Raw genomic sequence first — 25,276 nt, forward strand, 5'->3', positions numbered from 1 at the left:
CATGAAATGCTGATCCGGTCGGAAATGCCCGCTGATCACGACGCGATCCATGAGCTTACATGGACTGCGTTCAAGCCTATAGCCTACAGCGACGACACGGAGGCCGATATCATCCGTGCGTTACGCGCGGACGGCGACCTGGCGATATCGCTGGTTGCTGAGGATGGTGGTGAGATCGTCGGCCACGTGGCGTTTTCGCCTGTTACGATCGACGGCGTCCACGACAACTGGTTCGGGCTCGGCCCGATATCGGTCAAACCCGGCAGGCAGCGCCAGGGCATCGGCAAGGCGTTGATTGCTGCCGGATTGAAGCTGCTGGATGAGCGGGGTGCCAGCGGATGCGCGCTGATTGGAAATCCTGACGTGTATGGCCATGCGGGCTTCGTGAGCGACGGACAACTGACATATCTGGGTGTCGATACCAAATATGTGCAGCGGCTCGTTCTGCGCGGCCCCGTGCCACGCGGTACGCTCAGGTTTGCTCGAGCTTTCGGAAGCTAGGTTCCCAGTCGGGGGCAGCCAGTCTTCCTGTGGCCCCCAGGGGCGGCCTGATTTAGTCAGCTATCGATGGCGTCGGCAGCGAAGCCGGTCGCAAGCCCATGCGCCCAATTGGCGAAGCCGCTGGCTTCCGCACGGCGCGCAGCCTCTGCCCAGTCATAATCGATGGCGCGCAGCTCGAACGACCACCTGCCGTTCTGGCGCGTGGCGATCGCATAGCGGGCATGCGGGCTGCCGGTCGCGGTAAGGCCAGGAAACGCCTGCACGCCGATGCTGCCCGGATTGAGGACTGTCTGGCGTTCAGAGACGAAGACGACGCGTGGCGTGTGTGAGTGGCCGCACAGCACGAGTTCCGCCGTGACATTGCCGAGCTTGCGCCGAACTTCTCTTTCCGTGGACGGGAAGAAGTGGTTGCCGCCGTCGTCCTCGACCAGGAATATTTCATCGCTCGACGGGCTGCCGTGGCAAAGGAAGATTTCCGACTCCAGGCTGATCGTGGCGGGCAATTCTCCAATCCATTCCTTCGCGGTTTTGGAAAGGTGCCTATAGACAAAGGCGTCAGGCTCACCAAGTTCGGCCACCGGTGTTTCGGCGAGTATCCGATCATGATTGCCGCGCACGGTCGGCCAGCCTTGGGCGACCAGATATTGCGCGGTCTCCTCCGGCCAGAGCGGGCCGGACAGGCAGTCGCCCAGATTGACGATCAGGTCGGGCGCGGCTGCCTTGATTTCACGATGCACCGCTTCCAGCGCGCGCAGATTGCCGTGGATATCGGAAATGACCGCCAGCCGCATGAACGTTATCCAAATACGCGCTTGAAGATCGTATCGACGTGCTTGGTGTGGTAGCCGAGATCGAATTTCTCGCGAATTTCGGCTTCCGAAAGTGCTGCCGTCACGTCCTTGTCGCCAAGCAGTTCCTCAAGGAAATCAGCGCCCTGTTCCCAGACTTTCATGGCGTTGCGCTGGACAAGCCGGTAAGCGTCCTCACGAGAAACACCTGCTTGTGTCAACGCCAGAAGCACACGCTGCGAGTGCACCAGGCCGCGGAACTTGTTGAGGTTACGGTCCATGTTTTCAGGATAGACAAGCAGCTTGTCGATGACGGTGGTGAGGCGCGCCAAGGCGAAATCCAGCGTGACGGTAGCATCCGGTCCGATCATGCGCTCCACCGAGGAGTGCGAAATGTCGCGCTCGTGCCAGAGTGCCACATTCTCCATCGCCGGCAGTGCCATGCCGCGAACCAGCCGGGCGAGGCCGGTGAGGTTTTCGGTCAGCACCGGGTTGCGCTTGTGCGGCATCGCCGACGAACCCTTCTGACCGGGCGAGAAATACTCTTCCGCTTCCAGCACTTCGGTGCGCTGCAGATGGCGGATTTCGATGGCGAGCCGTTCCACCGACGAGGCGATGACGCCGAGCGTGGCAAAGAACATGGCATGGCGGTCGCGCGGAATGACCTGTGTCGACACCGGTTCCGGCTTCAGGCCAAGCTTTTCAGCCACATGCTCTTCGACATAGGGTTCGATGTTGGCGAAGGTGCCGACGGCGCCGGAAATCGCGCAGGTGGCGATGTCTTCGCGCGCATGGACAAGCCGTTCGCGGCAGCGACTGAATTCGGCGTAGGCCTGCGCCAGCTTGACGCCGAAGGTGGTGGGCTCGGCGTGGATGCCGTGGCTGCGGCCGATGGTGACGGTGTCCTTGTGCTCGAATGCGCGCCGCTTCAGCGCTGCCAGCAACGCATCGATGTCGGCCAGCAGGATGTCGCTGGCGCGGGTGAGCTGCACGGCAAGGCAGGTGTCGAGCACGTCGGACGACGTCATGCCCTGGTGGATGAAGCGCGAATCCGGTCCGACGAATTCGGCGAGGTGCGTCAGGAAGGCGATCACGTCATGCTTGGTGACGCGTTCAATCTCATCGATCTTGTCGACGTCGAACTTCGCAGCGCCGCCTTTCTCCCAGATGGTTCTCGCCGCTTCCTTTGGAATGACGCCCAGTTCCGCCAGTGCGTCACAAGCATAGGCTTCGATCTCGAACCAGATGCGGAAGCGTGTTTCCGGTGACCAGATGGCGACCATTTCCGGCCGGGAATAGCGTGGGATCATCGGTCCGTCCTGATGTCTCGGGAAAACTTACGCCGCGTCCTAACAGAGCGGGAGAAAATGCTCAACGCGGCTGACGGACAAACCACAGCGCAGCGGCAAACAGCGCGACGAAGCCGAGTGGAAAATAAAAGCGAATGCCGAGAATGGCGAACTGGTAGAGAGCGCCGGCACTGGTGAAGGCGAATTGGAAGAACCAGCGCACGCTGAAAGGGGGGCCGTGCCATTCGGCATAGTAGGAGCGGTATTGCAGTGCGTAGAGCCCGCCGGTGAAGGCGATCGTCGCCGCGATGAGGCAGGCCAGAAAGGCAGCGAACGCGACTTCGCCTGATCGACCGAGGGCAATGAGCCGCGCCGTGTACAAGCCAAGCGGAAAGGCAAGCGCTCCTCCGGCGGTGAATAGCAGCACGACTGCCACGATGCCGCCGGGCGTCTGCCAGTCGGCAATCAACAGCCTGGCATAGGCGCTGGCACCCATTGAAAGAGCCCAGGCGAAGGTGCCGAGAAGGGCCGTATGCAATGCAGGGAGAGCCAGACGCAGGCGCGTCGCTGTTGCCCCGCCGGCGCGGACTGTCGAAGCTGGTGAAGCGGAGGCCGTCACAGCCGCCCGGTCACCGCGATCCAGCGATAGTCCGGACCTTCAAAACCGTAACCGCGTGTCCAGATCAGTACGGCGTAGGCCGACAGGCTGTCGCCAGCGTAGGTCTGCACCGCTCCAATGCCATAGCCATTGGGGCAGCCGCGGCTTTTCGGGATGGATTTGTCTTCATGCAGCAGCTTCGTCGTGCCGTTGGGGCTCGCTTCGATGCGCAGGAGACGAAAACCCTTGGTCTCGCCCTGGCTGGCGCAGACATCGTCACCACTCAGCGCGAACTCGTTCAGCCTGAACTCCAGCGCTTCGTCGATCGCCGGAAAGACCGGGCGTGGATTGACGACCATGCGCTGTGGATCGGCTGAGAGCTCGGTCGCCGGATTGCTGCCGGCCGTGAAGCCTGGATTGGCGTCAAGTTCGGCCTGCTTGACGATGGCTTCGCCTTGTTCGCGGGCCTTGCTGCGGGCCGCTTGCAACGTGGCGGCTTCGTCATCGAGCCGCACACGCACCGGCGTGCCTTTGACGAACGTATCGGTCGCCGTATCGATGTAGTAGCGGTTGGCATAGGGAAAACCGGAGCCATCCTGGACGCCATATTCTTCGAAGGCGAAGACACCGCCGCTCTTGCTGAAACCGAGGATTTGCAGTTGTGCGATATCGCCGGCCCATACGCCGCCCGCCGCGATGCACAGCGCGCTTGTCAAAGCTGTCAGTTTCACCAGCCGCATCATTCGCCCCCTCTCGAATTCCTCTGCCTAATATGCCCGCTAACTCGCTTCTGTGCACTCAGCCTTTCAGCGAAGACCAGGTGGGAAAAAGATCGCTTTCCGACGGCGTGGCTTCGAAGACGGCGCGAGCGATCGCCCGCGCCATGGTGGCGCCCGCAGCCGCATAAAGGTCTATGGCCTCGACCGGCGAGGGTACGATACCGCTCTCGCCTGTCGCCAGGCCGAACACGAGGTCTCCATCCACCGGCGTATGTGTCGGCCAGATGGCACGCGTGAAGCCGTCATGCGCCGCGATCGCCAGCCGCTTGGCCGCGGCCTTGGTCAGCACCGCATCCGTTGCAATGATTGCGATGGTGGTGTTGGCGCCAACCGGATTGTCGCGGAATTTCAGCCGGATATGTCGGCTGTCTTCGGGGAGAGGGGAAGGATAGCCCAGCCCTCCAAACTCATCGCCGATCTCGAAGGGAGCTGCCCAGAAATGCCGGCTACGGCCGACGGTCACCGAACCGGTCGAGTTGGCGGCGACCAGCGCGCCGACCGTGATGCCGTTGTCCAACACAGTCGAAGCGGAGCCGAGCCCACCCTTGATCCCCGAAGTCGTTGCGCCGATGCCGGCGCCGGCACTACCGATTTCGAAATCTACCGAAGCGGCACTCGTGGCTTCGTACCCAAATTCGCGATAGGGCGGATAACGCCCCCAATTCTTGTCGCCATTGTTCGGAAGGTCGAACAGAATGGCTGCCGGCACGATCGGAACGCGAAAGCCGGCCACCTCGAAGCCGATGCCGTGTTCGCGCAGCGCCGCCTGCGCGCCGGAGGCGGCGTCGAGGCCGAAGGCGGAGCCGCCCGAAAGCACCAGCGCGTTGATGGTTTCGACCGAATTGTGCGGCTCGAGCAGGTCGGTCTCGCGCGTGCCCGGCGCGCCTCCCAGCACCTGCACCCCGGCCACAGCCGGCCTGTCGCAAACCAGAACGGTGGTCCCCGATTTCAGCTTCGCGTCTCCGGCATTGCCGACACGCAGGCCAGTGACGTCGGTGATCAGATTGCGTTGGCCAGTACGGAACATCATTGCTCCTCGAGAGGCATGAAGCGTGTGCCGTCAAAGCGGAAGGCGCGATAGGGATTCTGGGTCAGGTCACCCTTGGCGTCGAAGGTGATCGGGCCGATGGACGTCGTGAAGATCCGCGCAGACAATATTGTCGCCATTGGCTTCCCGTCGGCTGCGGCCGCCTTCTTGGCTGTGTCCGCGATCTCGACCGCGGCAAAGGCAGGCAGCGCGTAACCCTCGGGGAGGATCTTGCCGACGGAAAAGAGGTCAAGCGTCCTCTTGTCCGCGACATCTGCCCATTCCGGCATGGCGATCATCAGCGTGCCTGCGGCGTAAGGTACGTCGTTTCCGGCTCCGCGCAACGCTTCGCCACCGGCAAACACCATCTCGGAGCCTAATTTGGCCGCATCGCGCGCCATGATGGCAACGTCGCGGCCATCGCCGCCGACAAAGACGGCATCGGCACCGGCTTTGCTGAGACGTCCAATCAAGCCGACCTGGTTGTCGAGCTCAGGGCGGAACGTGTCCGTGAACACCGGTTTCAGCGCCGCTTGCTGGGTTGTCGCGCGAACCGCCTCGGCCAGTTCCCGCCCGTAAATGGTGCCGTCATCCACAACGGCAAAGGATACGTCGCGCCACAACTTGGACAGGATTGTGCCCGCGGCATCACGTTCTGCATCTCCGCGCGGACCGAGCCGGAACACCGGCCAGCCGGTCTTGGCCCGCCGGTCGGTGAGACCCTCGGTGCGTACGCCAAGTGTGATGACCGGGATGCCGGCTTGTTTGAGGATCGGCATCGCTGCCTCGATTGCCTCCGTGCAGAGGAAGCCGACAACGGCGTCGACCTTGGCCGACACGAATTGCGTGGCGGCCGCAGCACCGCCTTCCGCGCTGCATTTATCGTCGACAACGACGGTTTCAGCGTCAAGGGCGCCGGCGCTCAGCCTCGCGCCATATTCGATCTGCTTGCCGAGGATCGTGGAAGGGCCGGATAGCGGCGCCGCGACGCCGATATTGAGTGGTGCGGCAGCGGCGCCACCGGTCAGGATCAGCCCTCCGATCAGGCCCCCAATTTGGGCTATGAGTGCGTGCGGCAGTCGCATACCGGTAAACTGTCTCCCCCATCGGTTTCCGAACCGGTTTCGATCCAGACCGAGAGCATGATCCCGAAAAGCGGATACCGGTTAAAAGATCATGCTCCAACAAAGAGTTAGATCAGGATGACGATTCAACCAAACGTCATCCTGATCTAACGGCTGCCAGGTCTTGGTGCAACACGGCAATTTCGGTGGCTGCATCAACCACTTCGCTTGTGGTGCGCGGGATACGGCCATATATAGCGGTAGGGGTTTGGTGTCTGGAAAATCGCCCGTGTTGATGAAGAATGATGTCGAGCCGCAGGCCTATCGCGACGCGATGAGCCATTTTGCCGGCCATGTTCACGTGATTACCACCGACGGCGTCGCAGGCAAACGCGGCGCAACCGTCATTGCTGCCTGTTCGGTGTCGGACACGCCGCCGATGGTGCTGGTATGTCTCAATCGGGTTAATCCGAAGAACGAGGCATTCATCCAGAACGGCAATTTCGCGCTGAATACGCTGTCTTCGCATCACCAGTCCTTGTCGGCTGGCTTTTCGGGCATAACGGGTCTGTCGGTCGAGGAGCGTTTCGCTCTCGGGCAGTGGGACACGATCTCGACAGGTGCTCCGACCTTGTCCGACGCGCTTGCGGTTTTCGACTGCGAACTCTTCGATACCAAGGACTTGGCAACCCATCGTGTGCTTTTTGGCAAGGTGACAGGCTTGCGCATCGGCGATAATTTGAAGCCGCTGATCTACCACGATCGCGGCTACCGCATCCTGCAGGACTAGGCCGCGGGCATTCACGGAGCCAGAATGACCGAACTGAAACCGTGCCCCGTGCCGGCGACGATCGACGAAACGCTCGATCTCCTGACCGGCGCGGATTACGTGGCCGACCGGTCGCTGGCGACAGTGCTGTTTCTGTCGCTCCGCATGAAGCGGCCGCTGTTTCTCGAAGGCGAAGCCGGCGTCGGCAAGACCGAGATCGCCAAGGTGCTGGCGTCGGCGCTTGGCCGGCGCTTGATCCGTCTTCAGTGCTATGAGGGGCTCGACGTTTCCTCGGCGGTCTATGAATGGAATTACGCCGCCCAGATGATCGAAATCCGCATGGAAGAGGCCGCGGGCAAGGTCGAGCGCTCGACCATGGAACGCAACGTCTTCTCGGAAAAATACCTGATCCGCCGCCCGGTGCTCGATGCCCTGACCGGGAAGGAAGGGGCGGCCCCTGTCTTCCTGATCGACGAGCTTGACCGCACCGATGAGGCGTTCGAAGCCTTCCTGCTTGAAATCCTTTCCGATTTCCAGGTGACGGTGCCCGAACTCGGCACGATCAAGGCGGAAGAGCCGCCAATCGTCATCATCACCACCAACCGCACCCGCGAAATCCATGACGCGCTGAAGCGTCGCTGTCTTTACCACTGGGTCGATTATCCGAATGCCGCACGCGAGCTGGAGATCGTCAGGCGCAAGGTGCCGGGTGCCAACAGGCGCCTGTCGGCTGAGGTCGTCGCCTTTATCCAGAAGCTGAGGCAGATCGAATTGTTCAAGGCGCCGGGCGTGGCGGAAACCATCGACTGGGCTGGCGCGTTGACTGAACTCGACAAGGTGGCGCTCGACCCGGAAACCGTGTCCGACACGATCGGCGTTCTGTTGAAATACCAGGACGACATCGCCCGTATCGAGCAGGGGGAAGGGCGGCGCATCCTCCAGGAGGTCCAGGCGGAACTCGCGTCGGCGGCGGAGTAGGGTGAAATGACAGGCAGCCAGCCGGAAGGCCGGATCGCTGACAACATCGTCTATTTCGCGCGTGCGCTACGCAAGGCGGGCATGCGGGTCGGGCCTGCCTCGGTGAAGGACGCCATCGAAGCGGTACTCACCGCCGGCATCGGTAGCCGGGACGACTTCTACTGGACCCTGCACGCGGTGCTCGTCACACGCCACGAGGATCACGCCACGTTCGACGAGGCCTTCCGCCTGTTCTGGAAATCGCGCGAACTCGTGGAGAAGCTGCTTGCCATGTTCTCGCCCGTGGCACTGGAGAACCGCGAGCGGCAGAAGCCGCGCGCTGCCGAGAGCCGGGTCAGCGATGCGCTGTTGGAGGGACATCAGAACGCGGCGCCGCCGCGCGAGATTCCGGAAATCGAGATCGACGCACGTTTCACTGTCTCCGGCAATGAAATGCTGCGCGGCAAGGATTTTGCGCAGATGAGCGCAGCCGAACTCACCGATGCCCGCAAGGCGATCTCGCAACTGCGATTGCCGTTCGACCTTGTGACGACGCGGCGCTTCAAGGCCGACGCGGCCGGCCGACGTATCGATCCGCGTGCCATGATGCGGGCATCGGCGCGTACCGGCGGGGCGCTGATCCTGCCGAAATTCCGATCGCCGCGTGAAATCCACCCGCCGCTGGTGGTGCTGGCCGATATTTCCGGCTCGATGAGCCAGTATACGCGCATCTTCCTGCATTTCCTGCACGCGTTGACGGAGAAGCGCCGGCGTGTCCAAGCCTTCGTGTTCGGCACGCGTCTCACCAATCTGACGCGCCAGATGCGACACCGCGATCCGGACCAGGCGCTGGCCGATGCCTCCAGTGCCGTGAAGGACTGGTCGGGTGGCACCCGTATCGGCGAGACGCTTGCCGAATTCAACCGGCTGTGGTCGCGACGGGTGCTGGGTCAGGGTGCTGTGGTGCTTTTGATCACCGACGGGCTTGAACGCGACCATGTCTACGGGCTTGCCAGCGAAATGGAGCGTTTGCACAAATCCTGCCGGCGTCTGATCTGGCTGAACCCGTTGCTGCGCTTCGATGGCTTCGAGGCCCGTGCGCGCGGTGTGCGCGCGATGCTGCCGCATGTCGACGAATTCCGGCCCGTGCACAATCTGAACGCGCTTACCGATCTTTGCGTGTCGCTGGTTCGTAGCCCGATGCGTGAGAACGACCCGCGTCGATGGCTCGACGCTGGCATTGCAAAAGCGGCGTAGCCATATGTCTGGAGAAATGGCCATGCATGACAGCACTTATCTCGATGAAGCCCGCGATCCGTTGATCATCGCGGAAGACTGGATGAAGAACGGCAAGGATGTCGCTCTGGCCACGGTTGTCGAAACCTGGGGTTCGGCACCGCGCCAGGCCGGCAGCCATCTGGTGATCGATGCGGACGGCAATTTCCACGGTTCGGTTTCCGGCGGCTGCGTCGAAGGGGCGGTGGTGGCCGAAGCGCTGGACGTCATCGGTTCCGGCAAGGCCAGGATGCTCGAATTCGGCGTCGCGGACGAAACGGCATGGCAGGTCGGCCTTTCCTGCGGCGGACGCATCAAGGTCTATGTCGAACGGCTGGGATAAGGGTATCGAAGCATGGATCCCTATGTTCTCAAGACGTTGAACGCCGAGCGTCGCGCACGCCGCGCCGCCGTTCTCGTGACCGATCTTGGTGACGGGCGTGACCGTGTCGTGCGCGAGGGCGATACGGTTGCCGGAGAACTCGGTGCCGCCATCGGAAGGGCCTTCCGCACCGGGCTTTCCGGTTCCGTCGAGGCCGAGGGGCGCACCTTCTTCCTCAACGCGCACCTGCCGCAGCCGCGCCTGGTGGTGATCGGTGCCGTCCATATCAGCCAGGCGCTTGCGCCGATGGCCAGGATCGCGGGCTATCCGGTCGAGATCATCGATCCGCGTACCGCTTTCGCAACGCCGGATCGTTTTCCCGACGTGCCGCTCCATGCCGAATGGCCACAAGATGTTTTGGCGCGGCGGCCGCTCGATAGCTACACGGCGCTCGCTGCCGTCACCCATGATCCCAAGATCGACGATTTCGCGCTGAAGGCGTCGCTCGACGCGGGCTGTTTCTATGTCGGTGCGCTCGGCAGCCGCAAGACGCACGCAAAGCGAGTCGAGCGCCTGCTGGCCCTGGGTGCGGGTGCCGAGGATATCGCACGCATCCATTCGCCGATTGGCGTCGACATCGGGGCGGCGAGCCCGGCCGAGATTGCGGTGGCGGTGCTGGCTGAGGTGATCAGCGCCTTCCGTTCGCGCGGTCTGGAACGCAAGGGCGAAGCAGCGTGAAATTCGGGCCGGTGCCGCTGGAGGAAGCCGAAGGCGCTATCCTGGCGCATTCGACCGTGGTCGGCGGAAAGCGCTTCCGCAAGGCGCGCGTGCTTTCCGCCGAAGACATCGCCGCGATGCGCGGTGCAGGCCTGAAGGACGTCATCGTCGCCGTGCTCGCCGCCGATGATGTCGAGGAGAATGTCGCTGCCGAGCGGCTGGCCTCCGGGCTTTCTTTCGCCGGCATTGAGGCGAAACCTGCAGCCACCGGTCGGGTCAACCTCCATGCGACCGTTTCCGGTGTTTTCACGGTCGACAGGCAACTGATCGATTCCATCAATCTGGTCGATCCCGACATCACCATCGCCACCATGCCGCCTTTCGCGCCGATGGTAGAGGGGCAGATGGTGGCGACAATCAAGATCATCCCCTTTGCCGTCCCGGAAGGCGTGCTGGAGCGTGCGCTGGAGCTCGGGCGCGGAGGGGACGCCTTCCGCATGCATCCTTACAAGCCGTTCAGGGTAGGCGTGGTGCAAACCGTGCTGCCCTCGATCAAGGGCAGCGTGCTGGACAAGACCCTCCAGGTCACCGAGGAACGTCTGGGGCGTACCGGCAGTACGATCTCGGGCGAGATCCGCACGCCGCATTCCGCACCGGACGTTGCCCGCGCCATCAAGCAACTGGCCGATAACAGCGACATGGTACTGGTGTTCGGAGCCTCGGCGATGAGCGACCCCGATGAGGACGTTATCCCGGCGGCCATTCATGCATCCGGCGGCATCGTCCACCGCTCCGGCATGCCGGTCGATCCGGGCAATCTTTTCGTGCTGGGCGAGCGGCAGGGCAAACCCGTGCTCGGAGCGCCGGGTTGTGCGCGCAGCCTGAAGCTGAATGGCTTCGACTGGGTGCTGGATCGGTTGATGACCGGCATTCCGGTGACAAAGGAGGATATCGCCGGCATGGGCGTGGGTGGGCTTTTGATGGAGATACCGACCCGGCCGCAGCCGCGCGAGCTCGCCTCCGCCAAGGGAGAAACGAAGGCGCCTGCGCAGAAGGTGCCGGTCGTGTTGCTGGCGGCCGGCCGCTCCAGCCGTATGGGCGGGCCGAACAAGCTGCTCGCGCTCTTCGGCGGCAATCCGTTGGCGCGACTGAGCGCGGAGCGCGCACTGGGCTCGAAGGCGGACGGCGTGATCGTGGTCACCGGTCATCAGGGCGAGCGGGTGAAAAGCGCGCTTGCGGGCCTTGAAGTCACTTTCGCCGAAAATCCGCATTTCGCCGAAGGTCTGTCGACCTCACTCAAGGTCGGGGTCTCCGCACTTGCAGATGACGCAGCCGGAGTGCTGGTGATGCTGGGCGACATGCCGGGCGTATCGTCAACGGATCTTGACCGGCTGATCGACGCTTTCCGCACTTCCGGAGGGCGTTCGGTGGTACGCGCCTCGCATGACGGGCGGCGCGGCAATCCCGTGATCCTGCCGCGCTCTCTGTTTGCTGGCGTCAGTCATCTGGAGGGCGACACCGGCGCACGCCATCTCGTCGAAGCCGAGGGACTGGACGTCATCGATGTCGAGATCGGAGCGGGTGCCTTCGTCGACGTCGACACGCGCGAGGCGCTGGCCGACGCTGGCGGCGTGTTGCAGGATTGACAAAAGGGCTTGCGACAACGCAACGCTCTTTCATGATCCCGATTGTTTTTTCCCATCCAACTTCCAGCCTTGTGCGCCGTCTTCGCTTTCCGCTGGCGCTTCTGCTGTCGCTTGCCTCGACAGTGATTTTCGCCGAAGCGCAAACGCTGAAACCCTTCAAGGATGAGTTGTTTGCCTACCCCGGCATACTTTCCGCCGAGAAGGGCGACGTCTATCGCGTGGTCGACTATCGCGAAATGCGCGACATCAACGAGCGCGATGCCGTGTCGGAACGGCGCGTACAGCCCCGGTACACGTCGACCGGCGTGCGCAGCGTGCAGCAGGATCTGGCGCTGAAGACCGATGCGGGAACGCTGCGCCATGTCGCGGTCGGCAAGACCGAGAAAGCTGCCATCATCGTGCTCTATCTGCACGGGCAAGGCGGTAGCCGCAAACAGGGTGTGGACGATTTCACGTTCGGCGGCAATTTCAATCGCATCAAGAACCTGATGGCCGACAATGGCGGCTTGTATCTGTCGCCGGATTTCACCGATTTCGGAGACAAGGGCGCAGGCCAGGTGGCGGCGCTGATAAGCTATTATGCCGAGCGTTCGCCGGGCGCGAAGATCTTCGTGGCCTGCGGCTCGATGGGCGGGGCGCTGTGCTGGAAACTGGCTGGTCGCACCGACACCGGAAGCCGCCTCGATGGGCTGCTGCTGCTGGGGTCGCTGTGGGACGAGAGTTTCTTCGCGAGCCCGGCCTTCAAGCGGCGCGTACCTGTATTCTTTGGGCAGGGCAGCAAGGATCCGGTCTTTCCGGTCGAGAACCAGGAAGCCTTCTTTCGCTCGATCCTTGCCAAATCAAAGGCTTATCCAGCCCGCTTCGTGCGCTTCGAAACCGGGACCCATGGCACGCCGATCCGCATGACGGATTGGCGCGAGACGCTGAACTGGATGCTGTCGCGCGCCAAGTAAGCCGGCTTCGTCGGTGGTCAGGGCGCGGTGTTGTAGTCGATCACCGTTTCGGGGTTGATTTCGCCATCGTAGCTTGCATCGACATCGTACTGTACCAGGGCGAACATTCCGTTGCGGAAAAGGTAGGTGCCGCTTGAAGAGGCATCGCCCGGACCGCGCCATTTGTCATTGGAGACGAGCGTGTGGGCATTCTCGTCATAACCGGCGTTTATGAGCCGGTCGACGGTACGGAACCCGGTGATGCCGACATGCTCGACCTTGCCTTCCGTGTTGCCGTTTTCATACTGGATATCGAGTTCCGGCACGGCGAACTGCAGCTGGTTTACGCTCTGCTCGGCCTCCGAGAAATAAAAGATCGAACTCTCATTGTAGGCGGCCATCGAGCAGAAGAACTGGAACAGCCGTACCGTCTTGTCCGGCTGATCGTCGGAGGGCTTGTAGCTGATGCTGTAGACCGTAGGGTCGCCGATCTGGCGACCATCAGGGCCTTCCGGATCGCATTCATCGGCATAGCTGGCGAGAAAGGCTCTTTTTGCCTTGTCCAATTCCGCATCCTTTTTCGGAATTGGAGGGCTGTCGCCGCAACTTTCCGGCAAAGCCTCTCCGAGGTCCTTGTCGGAAGGCTTCAGCGCGCCTTTCTCGATGCGGATCGGACTGAAGGGCGGTGCCTGAATCTCGGCATTGACCTGGCGCAGCGTATAGCAGCCGGCGAAGACCTTGCCATTGCCGCCCTTGTCGACGGCGCGGATAGCGACAGGAATGGTATAGTAGATACTGCCGGCGGCCCCGTCGCTGCCCGCATTTCCAGTCACCACCTCGACCGTTTCGGTGCCTTCATAACCTTTGGTGAAGCTGTCGAAATCCTTGGCCGGCTTGGTGTCGCCGAAGTAGTCCCAGGCACGCGCGTATTCATGGCGGCTGATGGCGTTGTAGAGTGAACGGATGACCGCGGCGGCATCGGTCCGGTCGTCGAGATAGGGTGGTTCGGCGGCTCGGGCGGCTTGACCCAACAGCGTAAGGCCGATGGCTGCAGTCGCGGCGAAAAGGGCACTTTTCATCGAAGAATCTCCACTCGACGCGACCAGCATCGATGTCGAATGAGGCAGGCGCGTGACGGCTTGGCGACGCTTGAAGAATCGTCGGTGAAAGCGCTACGTCTTGGTTGGGGCAACAGGGAAGACGGCTATGGCGATATCCATGTATGACGCATCGGTTGTGGTGTTTATGGCGAGGCTGAAGGCACTGGCCGGCGTGTTGAACGCTGCGGAGCAAAACGCTGTGGAACGCAAGATCGACCCGGAAGTCTTCCTTTTCGCGCGGCTTGCTCCTGATATGTTTCCACTGACCAGGCAGGTTCAGATCGCAACCGATCATGCCAAAGGTGCGAGTTCCAGGCTCGCGGGGCGCGACGCGCCTCGTTTCGAGGATGACGAGTTGACCTTCGACGATCTGCACGCGCGCATCGGCCGCACCACGGACTATCTGGCCACCTTTTCAGCCGATGACATCCATGGTTCGGAAGACAGGAACATCGAATTGAAGCTTGGTGGTCGGCAGATCGCGATGCCCGGCCTGCAATATCTGCTGCATTTTGCCATGCCGAACTTCTATTTCCACGTGACGACCGCCTACGACATCCTCCGGCACAACGGTGTGCCACTGGGCAAGACAACCTTCATAAGCGGCGGGCAGAAGTCCTGAATTTCCGCTGCGGGGCCAGGCTGCTGGGCCTGTCGAACGCTGGGGCCTAGCGTAGAGCAGGCGTGCGGGCGATACGCGGGAAATCCGCCGGCTTGATGCCGGCTTCGGCGCGGTCGGCACGGCTCATCGCATAGATGAGCGCCAGCGAGGCGCGATAGAGCGCCTGCTCTTGCGGGCGCGGACGGGCGAACATCTCGGTGAAGAACCCCATGGTTCTCGGCTCCGGTTGATCCTCCCGCCTTCCATATAGGTGATTCATGACCGCTGTTGCAGTGCAGCATCGCCACATCGGTCGGTTTTATGCTGCGTTGCACAATATGTCGCACCTCATTGAAAATACGGAAGAATGGCATCGGCGGATGTTTGGAGAGGTAGGGCCAACCGCTAAAAAATCCGTCGTCGATGGCATGCATTCTTAACGAGCCGGATGTATCGTCCGCGCACATAGGGTTGGGCGCGCATCGCTGGGAGGCTGACATCGCTACCGGAGCCAAGCGGGATTTCGCATCCCTGCTCGACGATCTCTTTGTCGCTTCCGGAGAAGCGGACGAGGTCGGCGCCAAACCGACCATTCCCTTCGACTATCTTTCCGTCGTCGACGAACTGCATTCCGGCCGCATCAAGGTCTCCGGCGAGGCGGTAGCAGCCGAATATCGCGAGAGCGGGGCTGATCTGGCCGCTGAATTCTCGACTCTGCTCGATCAGGCGCGCATCGTGCTGGCCGACGAGCATCCCGAACCGGAAGAAGTCCTGCCGCCCATCGATCCTGAAGCCATCGCTTCAGAACTCGGCCTTGGCCGGATCGCGAAGGCTGCTGATCTCGCGCGCCTTCGCCGCGATTTCGCTTTCGCCAATCATCCGGATCGGGTCGCGCCGCACCTGAAGCAACGCGCCATGATCCGGATGCAGGTGGCGAATATGCTGATCGACGATGCCAGAAAAACGGCCCTGGCCGCAACGCGCCGCCGTTAGCTTTGCGGTTCCGGACATCAGACATACAGAACGCTGGCTTCGTGCATCAGCGGGTCAGCACTTCTGTCCCTAGTTGTGCTCTCCCTGGCACGGCATGAAGAATGGGCAGACAGAGCGAGGACAGGATGGATTTTCCGATCGAATTCGTGCGTGGTGCGTTTCCGGCGCTTTCGCTGACAGATAGCGGCCGCCGCCGCATCTATCTCGACAATCCGGCTGGAACCCAGGTGCCGAAATCGGTTGCCGATGCGGTGTCGCAATGTCTCCTGAACACCAATGCCAATCTCGGCGGTTTCTTCGAGACGACCCTGGCTGCCCAGAAGGTCGTCGACGATGCCCACTCTGCGATGGCGGATTTCCTCGGCGCGGAAACGGCCGAGGAGATTGTCATCGGCGCCAACATGACGACGCTGACCTACCACATGTCGCGCACGCTGGGTCGTGATTTCGCTCCGGGTGACGAGATCATCCTCACCCGCATGGACCATGAGGGCAATGTCTCGCCCTGGTTGCAACTGGCCGAGGATCGTGGGCTTGTCGTGCGCTGGCTGCCTTTCGACCAGGAAAGCTGGCAGGTCGAGCCGGCTGCGTTGTCCGCTCTTCTGAACGATCGAACGCGGCTGGTGGCGCTGAACTACGCTTCCAATCTCACAGGTTCCATCAACCGGGTGAAGGATCTCACCCGCATTGCCAGGGAGGCTGGCGCGCTGGTCTATGTCGATGCGGTGCAATTCGCACCGCATGGGCTTGTCGACGTCGCCGGGATCGGCTGCGATTTCCTGATCTGCTCGGCCTACAAGTTTTTCGGCCCGCATATGGGCATCCTGTGGGGCAGGCGCGCGGTCATAGACGCCCTCCAGCCTTACAAATGCCGGTGCTCCTCAAACGAACTGCCGGAGCGGTTCGAGCTCGGAACGCCGCAGATCGAACTGATGGCTGGGCTGACGGCAGCGATCGGCCATTTCGAGCGCTTGGGCGAAGCGGCCGGCGCGAAGGGTTCGCGTCGTGATAAGATCGCGGCGGCGTTCAGCGCTTCCATCGCCTATGAAAACGTGCTGGCGCTACAATTGATCGACGGGCTTTCGGCGATCGATGGGCTCACCATTCACGGCATTACCGATAAAGCACGGGTGCATGAGCGGGTGCCGACCGTCTCCTTCACCGTCGAGGGTATCGAGCCGGAAAGCATTGTCAGGCCGATGAATGCCGAAGGCATCTTCCTGTGGTCAGGGCACAACTACGCCTGGGAGATCGTCCACCAACTCGGAATTCCCGCCGACCAGGGTGTCGTGCGTATCGGCATCGCGCACTACAATACTGCCGCCGAGGTGGACGAAACGCTCGAAAGCGTGAGCCGCACCATCGCGATGCTGCGACAGCAGCGCTGACGCTACCGCGATTGACGATGGCTGGCGCCGAAGCCGCTGAGGAAGCTGGTCAGGTTGGCGCTGAGCGCATCGCACAGATAGCCGCCTTCCTGCACAATCACCGTCGGCAGGCCTAGCCTGCCGATTGCCTCGCCGATGCGGGCAAAGCCGGGCGTCGAAACCGACAGCCCACCGAAAGGATCTCCTTCGAAAGCATCGAGCCCGAGCGCGATGACAAGGGCATCCGGCGCGAAGCTGCGGATGCGGCGGAACGCGGTGTGGAGCGCTTCGAGGAATGCGTCGTCGCCGGATTTGCGGGGCAGGGGCAGGTTGAGATTGTAGCCGAGGCCGGGCCCTTCGCCGCGCTCGTCGGCATGTCCCCAGAAGAAGGGGTAGAAGCGCACCGGGTCGGCGTGGATCGAGACGGTGAGGACGTCGGGGCGTGTGTAGAAGATCCCTTGTGTGCCGTTGCCGTGATGCAGGTCGACATCGAGGATCGCCACGCGCGCCGCTCGGCTGCGGAGCACTTGCGCGGCGACGGCAGAATTGTTGATGAAGCAGAAGCCGCCGGCCACATCGGCGAAGGCGTGGTGGCCTGGCGGACGGCAGAGCGCGTAGGCGGCAGGTTCGCCCGAAAGCACGGCTTCAGCCGCGTCCACGGCGCTCCAGGCGCTCCACAGTGTGCTGTTCCAGGTGTCCGCCGAGATCGGGCAGGCGGTGTCGGCCATATGGTAACCGGCCTGGCCGACGGCGGATGCAGGGTAGGAGCCGGTGCGCGCAAGCGGGTGGATGTTCGGAATGACTTCCTCGGAGGCGCCTTCGATGCGTTGCCAGCGTTCGAAAATATGCTCGAGGAAATCGAGATATTCCGGCGTGTGCACGGCAGCTATCGGTCCAAGCCCATGGTCGCGCGGCCGCTCGATCGAACAGCCGGCGGCAAGCGCGCCGGCCTTCAGCCGTTCGACACGTTCCGGCTGTTCCGGATTGGGCTGTGGGGCGCCGCTGGAAAGAAAAGCCTTGGGATCGTGGCGCTTCTGTTCGTCGGCATAATAAGCTTTCACGTGTCGTCCCCGAAATCCTTGGCCGTGGCGAAGGCGAAGAGCGCATCGCCGATGATCCTGTGGACCTGGTCGTCGGCCTGATGGGCCATGCCGATGCGTTCGTAGAAGCGTTGCGCGCCGACATTGCCGGTGTCGACCGCGAGTTCGAGGTAAACACCGCCTTCGCCGCTGACCTGCCGCGCCAGATGCCGCAGCAGCTTTTCACCGACCTTCATGCCACGGAAATTTTCTACGACAAAAAGGTCCTGAACAAAGGCGCCAGGCCGTCCTCTCCAGGTGGAATAGATGGGGAAATACAGGCACATGCCGGCGAATTCTGAATCGATTTCTGCAATCAGCACCTGGAAATGCGGCTTGTCGCCGAAACCGTCGCGGCGGATGTCTTCGGGCGTGGACTGCATCTTGTGGAGTTCACCGACCGTCTCGGCGATGCCCAGCAATGCCACGTGGATGTTCGCCACGTCTTCCACCTTTGCCGGGCGGATATGAACAGTCGCCTGTTTCAGGTCGGTCATCAGAATGCCACCCGGTCGCCACCCTTGAGCGCCAGCATCTGGCGCGCTTCGGCGGGCGTTGCGACCTCCAGCGACAGGCCTTCGAGTATTCCGCGGATGCGCTTGACCTGGTCGGCATTGGACTTCGCCAGCGCGCGGCCGTCATAGAGACTGTCCTCCAATCCGACCCGGACATTGCCGCCCATGGCGGCAGCCATGGAAATCAGCGGCATCTGCTGGCGGCCGGCGGCGAGTACGGAGAACCTGTAGTCACTGCCGAACAGCTTGTCGGCGATCCGCTTCATGTGGAGGAGGTTTTCCGGATCGGCACCGATGCCACCCAGGATGCCCAGAACGAACTGGATGAAGAGGGGGCCTTGCACAAGCCCGCGGTCACGGAAATGGGCGAGCGAATAGAGGTGGCCGACATCGTAGCATTCGAACTCGAAACGCGTGCCGCAACCCTTTCCGAGCTTGTCCAGGATGGTCTCCATATCGGCGAAGGTGTTCTTGAAGATGGTGTGGCGCGTTGCTTCCAGAAGCTTCTGTTCCCATTCGTGTTGCCAGTCGCGGGGCTTGTCCAACATCGGGAACAGCGCAAAATTCATCGACCCCATGTTGAGCGAGCACATTTCCGGTTCGGCCTGCAAAGGCGCGGCCAGACGCTCATCCAGGCTCATCAGCGAGGAACCGCCGGTGGTAATGTTCACCACGGCGTCGGTTGCCTGCTTGATGCGCGGCAGGAATTGCATGAACACGGCGGGGGCTGCTGTCGGTCGGCCATCCTGTGGGTCGCGCGCATGCAGATGCAGGATCGAGGCGCCGGCCTCGGCCGCTGCTATGGCATCCACGGCGATCTGGTCGGGCGTGACCGGCAGATGGGGCGACATCGACGGCGTGTGCACCGAACCGGTGATCGCGCAGGTGATGATGACTTTGTTCGGCGCCATGGCGATCCTCAGGAATTGACCGGCAGGCCGAGTTCGTCGGCCAGAGCTTGCAGGCTGTCGCCCAGCACGTCGATGATCTCGCCGATCTGTCCGCGCGTCACGATCAGCGGTGGGCAGACCATGAAATTGTCGCTCTCAGGGCCGCCGCGCACACGCCTTGAATAGATGATCAGTCCACGCTCGAAGGCAAGATCGATGAGTCGCACATTGGCATTCTGCTCGCGCGGCAAAGGCGTTTTGGCGACCGGGTCGGCATAAAGCTCGGCACCGAGCAGCAGTCCCTTGCCGCGTATATCGGCCACGAAAGGAAATCGCCCCGTCAGGGCCTGCAGTTCTGCTTTCAGAACTTCGCCCATGGCAGCTGCATTCTCGATGAGTCCGAGCCTGTCGATCTCGCCAAGCACGGCAAGGCCCGCAGCCGTGGCGACGGGATTGCCGCCATAGGTGTGGCCATGCAGGAAGCCGCCCATGGCAAGCACCGGGCCGACGACCGCTTCGGTCGCCACAATCGCTCCCAGCGGCGCGTATCCTGAGGACAGTCCCTTGGAGAGCACGACGATGTCGGGCCGGCAGTTCCAGTGATCGCCGCCCAGGAACCTGCCGGTGCGGCCTATGCCGGTCATCACCTCGTCGTGGATGAGCAGGATGCCGTGGCGGTCGCAGATTTCGCGGACGCGGGTGAAATAACTGTCAGGCGGCACCAGGGCCGCGGTCGCGGCACCCCCGATAGGTTCCATGATGAAGGCGAGCACGCTGTCGGCGCCTTCCTCGACGATCTTGTCCTCGAGCATGTCGGCATAGCGCCGTCCGCGCTCGTCGAGCGACAGGTTGTCTCTGTCTCGATGCACGAAGGGTGCCGGCACCAGGGGCATTGACTTGCCGATGGGCGTGAAGACAGGGGTCAGGACTTCGTCACCGGTCACGCCGAGCGAGCCGACGGTGATGCCGTGATAGGACGGCATGCGTCCAATGATTTTCCAGCGCTTGGGCTGGTCTGTGGCGACGGCCCATTGCCGCGCGAGCTTCAGGCTGGCTTCGACCGCCTCCGACCCGCCGGAGACGAAATAGACGCGGTTCAGCCCTGCCGGCAGGCGCTCCGCCAGCTCGCGCCCGAGTGCGAGTGCCGGCTCGCTCTCGAAATGAATGGTGTAGGCGAAGCTGACACGATCCATCTGCCGCTTCATCGCGTCGATTACGGCATGATTGCTGTGGCCGATGTTGACGTTCACGGCTCCGCTGGAGCCGTCGACATAGCGGCGGCCTTCCTTGTCCCAAAGGTAGATGCCGTCGGCGCGGTCGACCGTGGGGCGCGGCAAGCGGGTGAAATGGAAGAGGTTGGGTTTTGTCACAGGATTGATGGGGCTGGATGACTACTCCCGCTCATTTCGATCATCAGCTTGCCGGGCGTCAAATGGAAAGCATCGGGCCAGCTTGGTGCCGGCGCGTAAGTCGACTATCTAGGATGCACGGATGTTTTCCTGGGAGCGGCTATGCTGAGAGTGCAAAGGGTCAAGATCGACGACATCTACGTGCCGACGGCACGGCGCAAGACTTTGCATCCCGAAACCGTTCGCCACCTTGCCGAAGATATCCTGGAAAACGGCATGAAGATGCCGATCCAGGTTCGGCATGACGGCAAACGCCATGTGCTGGTCGAAGGGCTGCATCGGCTGGAAGCTGCGAAATGGCTGGGTGAGGAGACCATCGACGCCTATCTGGTCCAGGCGAGAAAGCATTGAAGCTTTCGCTTTCGCCCGCAAATGCCTGAAATGAATCCTGTTTTCACATCGCCCGCTGAAAATTTTCGAGGAGGATGTCGGGTCGCTGCAACATGATCCGTCCTTGGTGCGAAGACCGCAAATCAACGTATCAAGGAGAGGATTACCATGCCAACCAAGCTCGACATCGCACCTTCGTCGGAGAACGAACTGGTTCTTGCCCGCATCATCGACGCACCGCGTGAAGCCGTTTATCGCTGCTGGACCGACCCCAAGCTGATGACTCAGTGGTTCGCGCCGAAACCGTGGACAACGCCGCGTGCCGAAGTGGATCTGCGCGCCGGCGGCGCGTCACTTGTCGTGATGGCTGGGCCGGACGGCAGCGAATTCCCCAACGCTGGCCAATATCTGGAAGTGGTTCCCGGTCGAAAGCTGGTTTTCACTGATGCCTATGTCGGTGACTGGCAGCCTTCTCAGAAACCCTTCATGACCGTCGTGCTGACCTTCGAGGACGAAGGCACCGACAAGACCCGCTACATTGCCCGCGTGCGGCACTGGACAGCCGCCGACCGCGAGCAGCACGAACAGATGGGTTTCCACGAGGGTTGGGGCATCTGTGCCGATCAGCTCGAGGCGTTGGCTAGCGCATCGGCCCGAAAATCGTAATCGATTTTCGGAAAGCACGATGCGTAGATTCAAAAGTGTTAGAGCGTCCTTTGCGTGTCCGAACGGACACGCGGCGCTCTAAGACACTTTGATCGATGGCTCGAATAAGCCGCATCACGGCTTTTGATTTGACGGCACGGAGCGGCACACTACCGTGCCATTTCCCTTTTCGAGGATGCTGGAACGACGATGAAATACCAAGGTGGTTGCCTGTGCGGCGCGGTGCGCTATTCAGCCGAGGGCGAGCCGATCAACCAGCGCATCTGCCACTGCCGCCTTTGTCAGAAGGCGATCGGCGCGGCGTTCAATGCGCGGCTCCTGTTTCGTATCGATGCCGTGGCTGTCGAAGGGCCGCTGGCCATGGTCAGTTCTTCCGCGGAAATCAGACGCGGCTTCTGTCCGCATTGCGGCACGACCATGCTATCGCAACGTGACAAAGCCGGCATCGTGGGCGTGACTTCGGGGTCGCTCGACGATCCGACAGGCTTCGCGCCGGAGATGCACATCTTTGTAGCTTCGAAGCAGCCCTGGCTCGTCATCGACGACGGTCTGCCGCAATTCGAGGGTGCACCGCCTCCGGCATGAACAGCTGCTGCGCTATGGCCTGCCGCCCGTCGAGCGTGTGTGAAATACATCACTGACGCCGCCGCATTTTTTTCTTCAAATTCCTCGAAATAGCCGACGAACCATCATTGGGCTGCCATGTTTGGCGCCCTATCTATGTATCGCGGGTGGCTTTCGAAGAGGCGAGACATGAGTGAGCGCAGAGAGACCCTGGAAGAGCTGTTAGGCGACCAGATCGTGCAACTCGTGATGGAGCGCGACGGTTGGCGGCCGGAACATGTACGCCTGCTTCTCGAAAGGGCCCGAATGCGTTCCGGCATCGAGCCGACGATCCCGCCGGCGCATATCATCGCCAAGGCCTGCCTGCCGCAATGGATGGGCGGCTGAGAGTGAGATTTGCTGGCTAGCCATTTCTGAATGGCGTGACGACGCGGTCTCTTCGCAGGAACCTCGTCAGAAGTTTTAAACGGCCCCGCCAAAGAGCGGGGCCGTTTTCGTTGGAGCGGTTCCGTTTTTTCACGGAAACGCTCCAACTGTTTGTTTTACGCAATTCCGGACGGAAAACGCTACACACTTTTCCTGGAACTGCTCTAGTGACAGCTGCCGCAGCAGGTGACGACAAGCTTTTCATTGGCATAGCCTGCCTGCAGGATCGCAGCCGAAATCGCCTCCTCGTCGCTGGCGCCTTCCACCGATACGGTCGATGTGCCGAGATCGACGCTGACTTTGGCTTTGGGATCAATACCCTTCACCGCTTTCTCGACTGTGCTGGCGCAATGGCCACAGGTCATCTCCGGTACTTTCAGGTTCAGCATCGCAACACTCCTTTCGTGGATGACGAGGTGGTTGTGGGGCTTGCCATGCTGGGAAGGTCAAGCGCCTCGATACGACATGCTTGCGACACCCGGGAGCGATCCAGGCGACGATGAAATTCTTGAAAACAGACGCTTGACCTTCCAGTCACTGGAAACTCTATCTGCTTTGGCAACAACCGGAAGGGAGTTGCCAAAACCATGAAAAACTCTGCCTCGTCTGTCCGCGCCAGGGATGCTGCCCGATCCTGCCAAGAGGAGGCGGGTCGATGAATATCGGACAAGCGGCCAGCGCTTCCGGCGTTTCGGCCAAGATGATCCGCTACTACGAACAGGTGGGTTTGATCGCCAGCCCGGCGCGCACTGAAGCCGGCTATAGGGACTATTCACCCGATGAGGTGCACATGCTGCGCTTCATCCGCCGGGCGCGCGATCTCGGCTTTTCGGTTGAGCAGATGACGAACCTGCTGGCGCTGTGGAGCGACCGCTCGCGCGCCAGCGGCGACGTCAAGCGTTTCGCGATGGCGCATGTCGTGGAGCTCGAGCGCAAGATGCGTGAGCTGCATGCCATGGCGGAAACGCTGCGGCATCTGGCCAAGACCTGCCACGGTGACGAGCGGCCGAACTGCCCCATCATCGAGGAACTTTCGAGCGGCCATGAAGCAGCTCCGCCGAAGCCCAGGCGTTCCGCCTCGAGACGTTACGGCGCGCACTGAACCACAATTGATCAAGACCATCGCACGAGGAGTTCTCCAATGCATCGGCGCACCTTTCTGACGGCAAGTCTCGCCACGCTCGCCACCGGCGGCCACGCGCTGGCACAAATGAAGATGGACGATATGAACGCGATGCCGGGCATGGACCATTCCGGCCATGGCATGGCAACCGAACCAGCCAAGCCGGCGCTCGTCCTGAAGGAAGGTGAGGCGTTGCGTGAAGTGTCCAGATTGGCCAACCAATCCGACAAGGCGGGCCTTTTCCGCGCCAAGCTGACGGCCGCCCCGGCGACAGCCCGCTTCGCCGAAGGCGTCGAAACGCCGGTGCTTGCCTATAACGGCATGACGCCTGGTCCGCTGATAGAAGTCTTCGAAGGCGATCGCGTCGAGATCGACTTCACCAACGATATCCCTGGCGAGGACAGCACCATCCATTGGCACGGCATGCCGGTACCAGCCGATCAGGATGGCAATCCGATGGATCCCGTCGCTTCGGGCGCCAACCGCCGCTATGCATTCGATCTGCCGGCGGAGAGTGCTGCCTCTTACTGGTTCCACCCGCATCCGCACGGCAAGACGGCCGAACAGGTCTATCGTGGGCTGGCTGGTGTCTTCGTGGTCAAGCCGAAAGCCGATCCGGTTCCGGCGGTCTATGGCGATACCGTGCTGGTCTTCACCGATCTCCGTCTTGGTGCGGACGGCACCATCCCCGAAAATTCGATGGTCGACATGATGAACGGCCGCGTCGGCGATCATGTCCTGGTCAACGGCCAGAAGAACCCGACGCTCGACGTGCCGCTTGGCGCCAAACGCCGCTTCCGCCTCTACAACGCCACCAATGCGCGCTTCCTGAAACTCTCCTTCGGCGCGGCTGCCATGACGGTGATAGGAACGGACGGCGGTTTGCTGGAGGCCCCGGTCGTGGTCGACGACGTGTTGCTGGCGCCGGCGGAGCGCCTCGAACTGGTGGTGTCATTCGACAAGCCGGGCGCGGCACGGCTGGAAACGCTCGCCTACGACCGCGGCTGGATGGGACCGGGCAAGCCGGATGATGCCGGGCTTGCGCTGCTGACCGTCAACGTCTCCGAGACGGCAAGCGAGCCGATGCCACCGCTGCCCGAAAAGCTGCGCACCATCGCAGCCCTTGGTTCCCCGAAAATCAACCGCCGCTTTGTCTTCACCGAGAAGATGGGCATGGGTGCCGGCGGCATGGAAATGGGTTTCTTCATCAACGACGTGGCCTTCGACATGAAACGCGTCGATGTCGCTGCCAAGGTCGGCGAGGTCGAACTTTGGGAGGTGATCAACAAGGCCGACATGGACCATCCGTTCCATGTCCATGGCACGCAGTTCCAGGTTGTCGAGCACGAGCGCGACGGCAAGGTGACGCCGCCTGCCTATCGAGCGTGGAAGGACACCGTCAACGTCGCGCAGGGCGAAACCGTGCGGCTGTTGTTGAAGCAGGATCTGCCGGGGCAACGCATGTACCATTGCCATATTCTCGAGCACGAGCAGCTTGGCATGATGGGCATTGTCGACGTAACGGTCTGACCGGCACCAAAGACGGAAG

At 61.9% G+C, this 25,276-nt stretch carries 30 protein-coding genes; 17 read left to right on the forward strand and 13 right to left on the reverse strand.

Going from position 1 to position 25,276, the window contains the following annotated elements:
- Positions 1-6 precede the first annotated feature (6 nt).
- Positions 7-501: an N-acetyltransferase gene (locus AO692_RS31735; protein WP_054314041.1), complete on the forward strand. Its 495-nt coding sequence runs from the start codon at positions 7-9 to the stop codon at positions 499-501.
- 56 nt (positions 502-557) lie between these two features.
- On the opposite strand, the gene AO692_RS31740 is transcribed toward AO692_RS31735, so the two are convergent.
- The 6 genes from AO692_RS31740 to AO692_RS31765 all read right to left on the reverse strand — a co-directional run bounded on the left by AO692_RS31740 (position 558) and on the right by AO692_RS31765 (position 6,067).
- A complete protein-coding gene (locus AO692_RS31740; RefSeq protein ID WP_054314042.1) occupies positions 558-1,292 on the reverse strand; it encodes a metallophosphoesterase family protein in 735 nt (244 codons plus the stop codon).
- Between the two features lie 5 nt (positions 1,293-1,297).
- On the reverse strand, positions 1,298-2,599 hold the full coding sequence (gene purB, locus AO692_RS31745) for an adenylosuccinate lyase (RefSeq protein ID WP_054314043.1): 1,302 nt from the start codon (positions 2,597-2,599) through the stop codon (positions 1,298-1,300).
- 61 nt (positions 2,600-2,660) lie between these two features.
- Positions 2,661-3,116, reverse strand: a complete 456-nt coding sequence (locus AO692_RS31750) for a hypothetical protein (RefSeq protein ID WP_244483574.1) — start codon at positions 3,114-3,116, stop codon at positions 2,661-2,663.
- Positions 3,117-3,193: 77 nt separating this feature from the next.
- Positions 3,194-3,916 carry a DUF2259 domain-containing protein gene (locus tag AO692_RS31755; protein WP_054314088.1) on the reverse strand — a complete coding sequence of 241 codons (723 nt, stop codon included), beginning with the start codon at positions 3,914-3,916 and terminating at the stop codon, positions 3,194-3,196.
- Between the two features lie 58 nt (positions 3,917-3,974).
- Positions 3,975-4,982 (reverse strand): P1 family peptidase, encoded by a 1,008-nt coding sequence (locus tag AO692_RS31760; protein ID WP_054314045.1) that lies wholly within the window; start codon positions 4,980-4,982, stop codon positions 3,975-3,977.
- Positions 4,982-6,067: a branched-chain amino acid ABC transporter substrate-binding protein gene (locus AO692_RS31765; RefSeq protein ID WP_054314046.1), complete on the reverse strand. Its 1,086-nt coding sequence runs from the start codon at positions 6,065-6,067 to the stop codon at positions 4,982-4,984. The genes AO692_RS31760 and AO692_RS31765 overlap by 1 nt, the downstream gene beginning before the upstream one ends.
- Positions 6,068-6,335: 268 nt before the next feature.
- On the opposite strand from AO692_RS31765, the gene AO692_RS31770 reads away from it, so the two are divergent.
- The 7 genes from AO692_RS31770 to AO692_RS31800 all read left to right on the forward strand — a co-directional run bounded on the left by AO692_RS31770 (position 6,336) and on the right by AO692_RS31800 (position 12,685).
- Positions 6,336-6,836: a flavin reductase gene (locus AO692_RS31770; RefSeq protein WP_054314047.1), complete on the forward strand. Its 501-nt coding sequence runs from the start codon at positions 6,336-6,338 to the stop codon at positions 6,834-6,836.
- A gap of 24 nt (positions 6,837-6,860) precedes the next feature.
- Positions 6,861-7,793, forward strand: a complete 933-nt coding sequence (locus tag AO692_RS31775) for a MoxR family ATPase (protein WP_054314048.1) — start codon at positions 6,861-6,863, stop codon at positions 7,791-7,793.
- A 6-nt stretch (positions 7,794-7,799) separates the two neighbouring features.
- Positions 7,800-9,029 (forward strand): VWA domain-containing protein, encoded by a 1,230-nt coding sequence (locus AO692_RS31780; RefSeq protein WP_054314049.1) that lies wholly within the window; start codon positions 7,800-7,802, stop codon positions 9,027-9,029.
- Positions 9,030-9,051: 22 nt separating this feature from the next.
- Complete coding sequence (locus AO692_RS31785) at positions 9,052-9,390, forward strand: XdhC family protein (protein WP_054314089.1); 339 nt, start codon at positions 9,052-9,054, stop codon at positions 9,388-9,390.
- A gap of 12 nt (positions 9,391-9,402) precedes the next feature.
- A complete protein-coding gene (locus AO692_RS31790; RefSeq protein ID WP_054314050.1) occupies positions 9,403-10,107 on the forward strand; it encodes an XdhC family protein in 705 nt (234 codons plus the stop codon).
- On the forward strand, positions 10,104-11,732 hold the full coding sequence (locus AO692_RS31795) for a molybdopterin-binding/glycosyltransferase family 2 protein (protein ID WP_054314051.1): 1,629 nt from the start codon (positions 10,104-10,106) through the stop codon (positions 11,730-11,732). Before AO692_RS31790 ends, AO692_RS31795 begins: the two co-directional genes overlap by 4 nt.
- A gap of 101 nt (positions 11,733-11,833) precedes the next feature.
- Entirely contained in the window at positions 11,834-12,685 is an 852-nt protein-coding gene (locus AO692_RS31800; protein WP_054314090.1) for a phospholipase, read from the forward strand.
- A 17-nt stretch (positions 12,686-12,702) separates the two neighbouring features.
- On the opposite strand, the gene AO692_RS31805 is transcribed toward AO692_RS31800, so the two are convergent.
- Entirely contained in the window at positions 12,703-13,743 is a 1,041-nt protein-coding gene (locus AO692_RS31805; RefSeq protein ID WP_054314052.1) for a hypothetical protein, read from the reverse strand.
- A 127-nt stretch (positions 13,744-13,870) separates the two neighbouring features.
- Between AO692_RS31805 and AO692_RS31810 the strand changes: the two genes are divergently transcribed.
- A complete protein-coding gene (locus AO692_RS31810) occupies positions 13,871-14,386 on the forward strand; it encodes a DUF1993 family protein (protein WP_054314053.1) in 516 nt (171 codons plus the stop codon).
- A 46-nt stretch (positions 14,387-14,432) separates the two neighbouring features.
- Here AO692_RS31810 and AO692_RS33475 read toward each other — a convergent pair whose 3' ends face one another.
- On the reverse strand, positions 14,433-14,597 hold the full coding sequence (locus tag AO692_RS33475; RefSeq protein WP_162839680.1) for a hypothetical protein: 165 nt from the start codon (positions 14,595-14,597) through the stop codon (positions 14,433-14,435).
- Positions 14,598-14,896: 299 nt separating this feature from the next.
- Here AO692_RS33475 and AO692_RS31815 point away from each other — a divergent pair, with 299 nt between their 5' ends.
- Positions 14,897-15,358 (forward strand): hypothetical protein, encoded by a 462-nt coding sequence (locus tag AO692_RS31815; RefSeq protein WP_082407741.1) that lies wholly within the window; start codon positions 14,897-14,899, stop codon positions 15,356-15,358.
- 125 nt (positions 15,359-15,483) lie between these two features.
- Complete coding sequence (locus AO692_RS31820) at positions 15,484-16,746, forward strand: cysteine desulfurase-like protein (protein ID WP_054314054.1); 1,263 nt, start codon at positions 15,484-15,486, stop codon at positions 16,744-16,746.
- Positions 16,747-16,748: 2 nt separating this feature from the next.
- Here AO692_RS31820 and AO692_RS31825 read toward each other — a convergent pair whose 3' ends face one another.
- Genes AO692_RS31825 through AO692_RS31840 form a run of 4 tightly spaced genes read right to left on the reverse strand, consistent with a single transcriptional unit; the run spans position 16,749 to position 20,579 of the window.
- Entirely contained in the window at positions 16,749-17,786 is a 1,038-nt protein-coding gene (locus tag AO692_RS31825; RefSeq protein WP_054314055.1) for a histone deacetylase family protein, read from the reverse strand.
- Entirely contained in the window at positions 17,783-18,301 is a 519-nt protein-coding gene (locus tag AO692_RS31830; RefSeq protein ID WP_054314056.1) for a GNAT family N-acetyltransferase, read from the reverse strand. Before AO692_RS31830 ends, AO692_RS31825 begins: the two co-directional genes overlap by 4 nt.
- Positions 18,301-19,230 (reverse strand): 3-keto-5-aminohexanoate cleavage protein, encoded by a 930-nt coding sequence (locus AO692_RS31835; protein WP_054314057.1) that lies wholly within the window; start codon positions 19,228-19,230, stop codon positions 18,301-18,303. The genes AO692_RS31830 and AO692_RS31835 overlap by 1 nt, the downstream gene beginning before the upstream one ends.
- 8 nt (positions 19,231-19,238) lie before the next feature.
- Complete coding sequence (locus AO692_RS31840) at positions 19,239-20,579, reverse strand: aspartate aminotransferase family protein (protein WP_244483575.1); 1,341 nt, start codon at positions 20,577-20,579, stop codon at positions 19,239-19,241.
- Between the two features lie 141 nt (positions 20,580-20,720).
- On the opposite strand from AO692_RS31840, the gene AO692_RS31845 reads away from it, so the two are divergent.
- The 4 genes from AO692_RS31845 (at position 20,721) to AO692_RS31860 (ending at position 22,565) form a co-directional block, all read left to right on the forward strand.
- Positions 20,721-20,969, forward strand: a complete 249-nt coding sequence (locus AO692_RS31845; protein ID WP_054314059.1) for a ParB N-terminal domain-containing protein — start codon at positions 20,721-20,723, stop codon at positions 20,967-20,969.
- A 147-nt stretch (positions 20,970-21,116) separates the two neighbouring features.
- Entirely contained in the window at positions 21,117-21,614 is a 498-nt protein-coding gene (locus AO692_RS31850) for an SRPBCC family protein (RefSeq protein ID WP_054314060.1), read from the forward strand.
- A gap of 189 nt (positions 21,615-21,803) precedes the next feature.
- Positions 21,804-22,199, forward strand: a complete 396-nt coding sequence (locus AO692_RS31855) for a GFA family protein (protein ID WP_054314061.1) — start codon at positions 21,804-21,806, stop codon at positions 22,197-22,199.
- Between the two features lie 168 nt (positions 22,200-22,367).
- A complete protein-coding gene (locus AO692_RS31860) occupies positions 22,368-22,565 on the forward strand; it encodes a hypothetical protein (RefSeq protein WP_054314062.1) in 198 nt (65 codons plus the stop codon).
- Positions 22,566-22,768: 203 nt separating this feature from the next.
- Here the strand turns inward: AO692_RS31860 and AO692_RS31865 are convergent, their stop codons facing one another.
- Positions 22,769-22,993: a heavy-metal-associated domain-containing protein gene (locus AO692_RS31865; protein ID WP_054314063.1), complete on the reverse strand. Its 225-nt coding sequence runs from the start codon at positions 22,991-22,993 to the stop codon at positions 22,769-22,771.
- Between the two features lie 266 nt (positions 22,994-23,259).
- Here AO692_RS31865 and cueR point away from each other — a divergent pair, with 266 nt between their 5' ends.
- Positions 23,260-23,706 carry a Cu(I)-responsive transcriptional regulator gene (gene cueR, locus AO692_RS31870; RefSeq protein WP_054314064.1) on the forward strand — a complete coding sequence of 149 codons (447 nt, stop codon included), beginning with the start codon at positions 23,260-23,262 and terminating at the stop codon, positions 23,704-23,706.
- A 39-nt stretch (positions 23,707-23,745) separates the two neighbouring features.
- The gene (locus tag AO692_RS31875) at positions 23,746-25,257 is read left to right on the forward strand and encodes a multicopper oxidase family protein (protein ID WP_054314065.1); all 1,512 of its coding nucleotides are present in this window, start codon (positions 23,746-23,748) and stop codon (positions 25,255-25,257) included.
- The last annotated feature ends 19 nt before the right edge of the window (positions 25,258-25,276 follow it).

It is taken from the genome of Mesorhizobium sp. 1M-11, assembly GCF_001303895.1.
GTDB lineage: Bacteria > Pseudomonadota > Alphaproteobacteria > Rhizobiales > Rhizobiaceae > Mesorhizobium.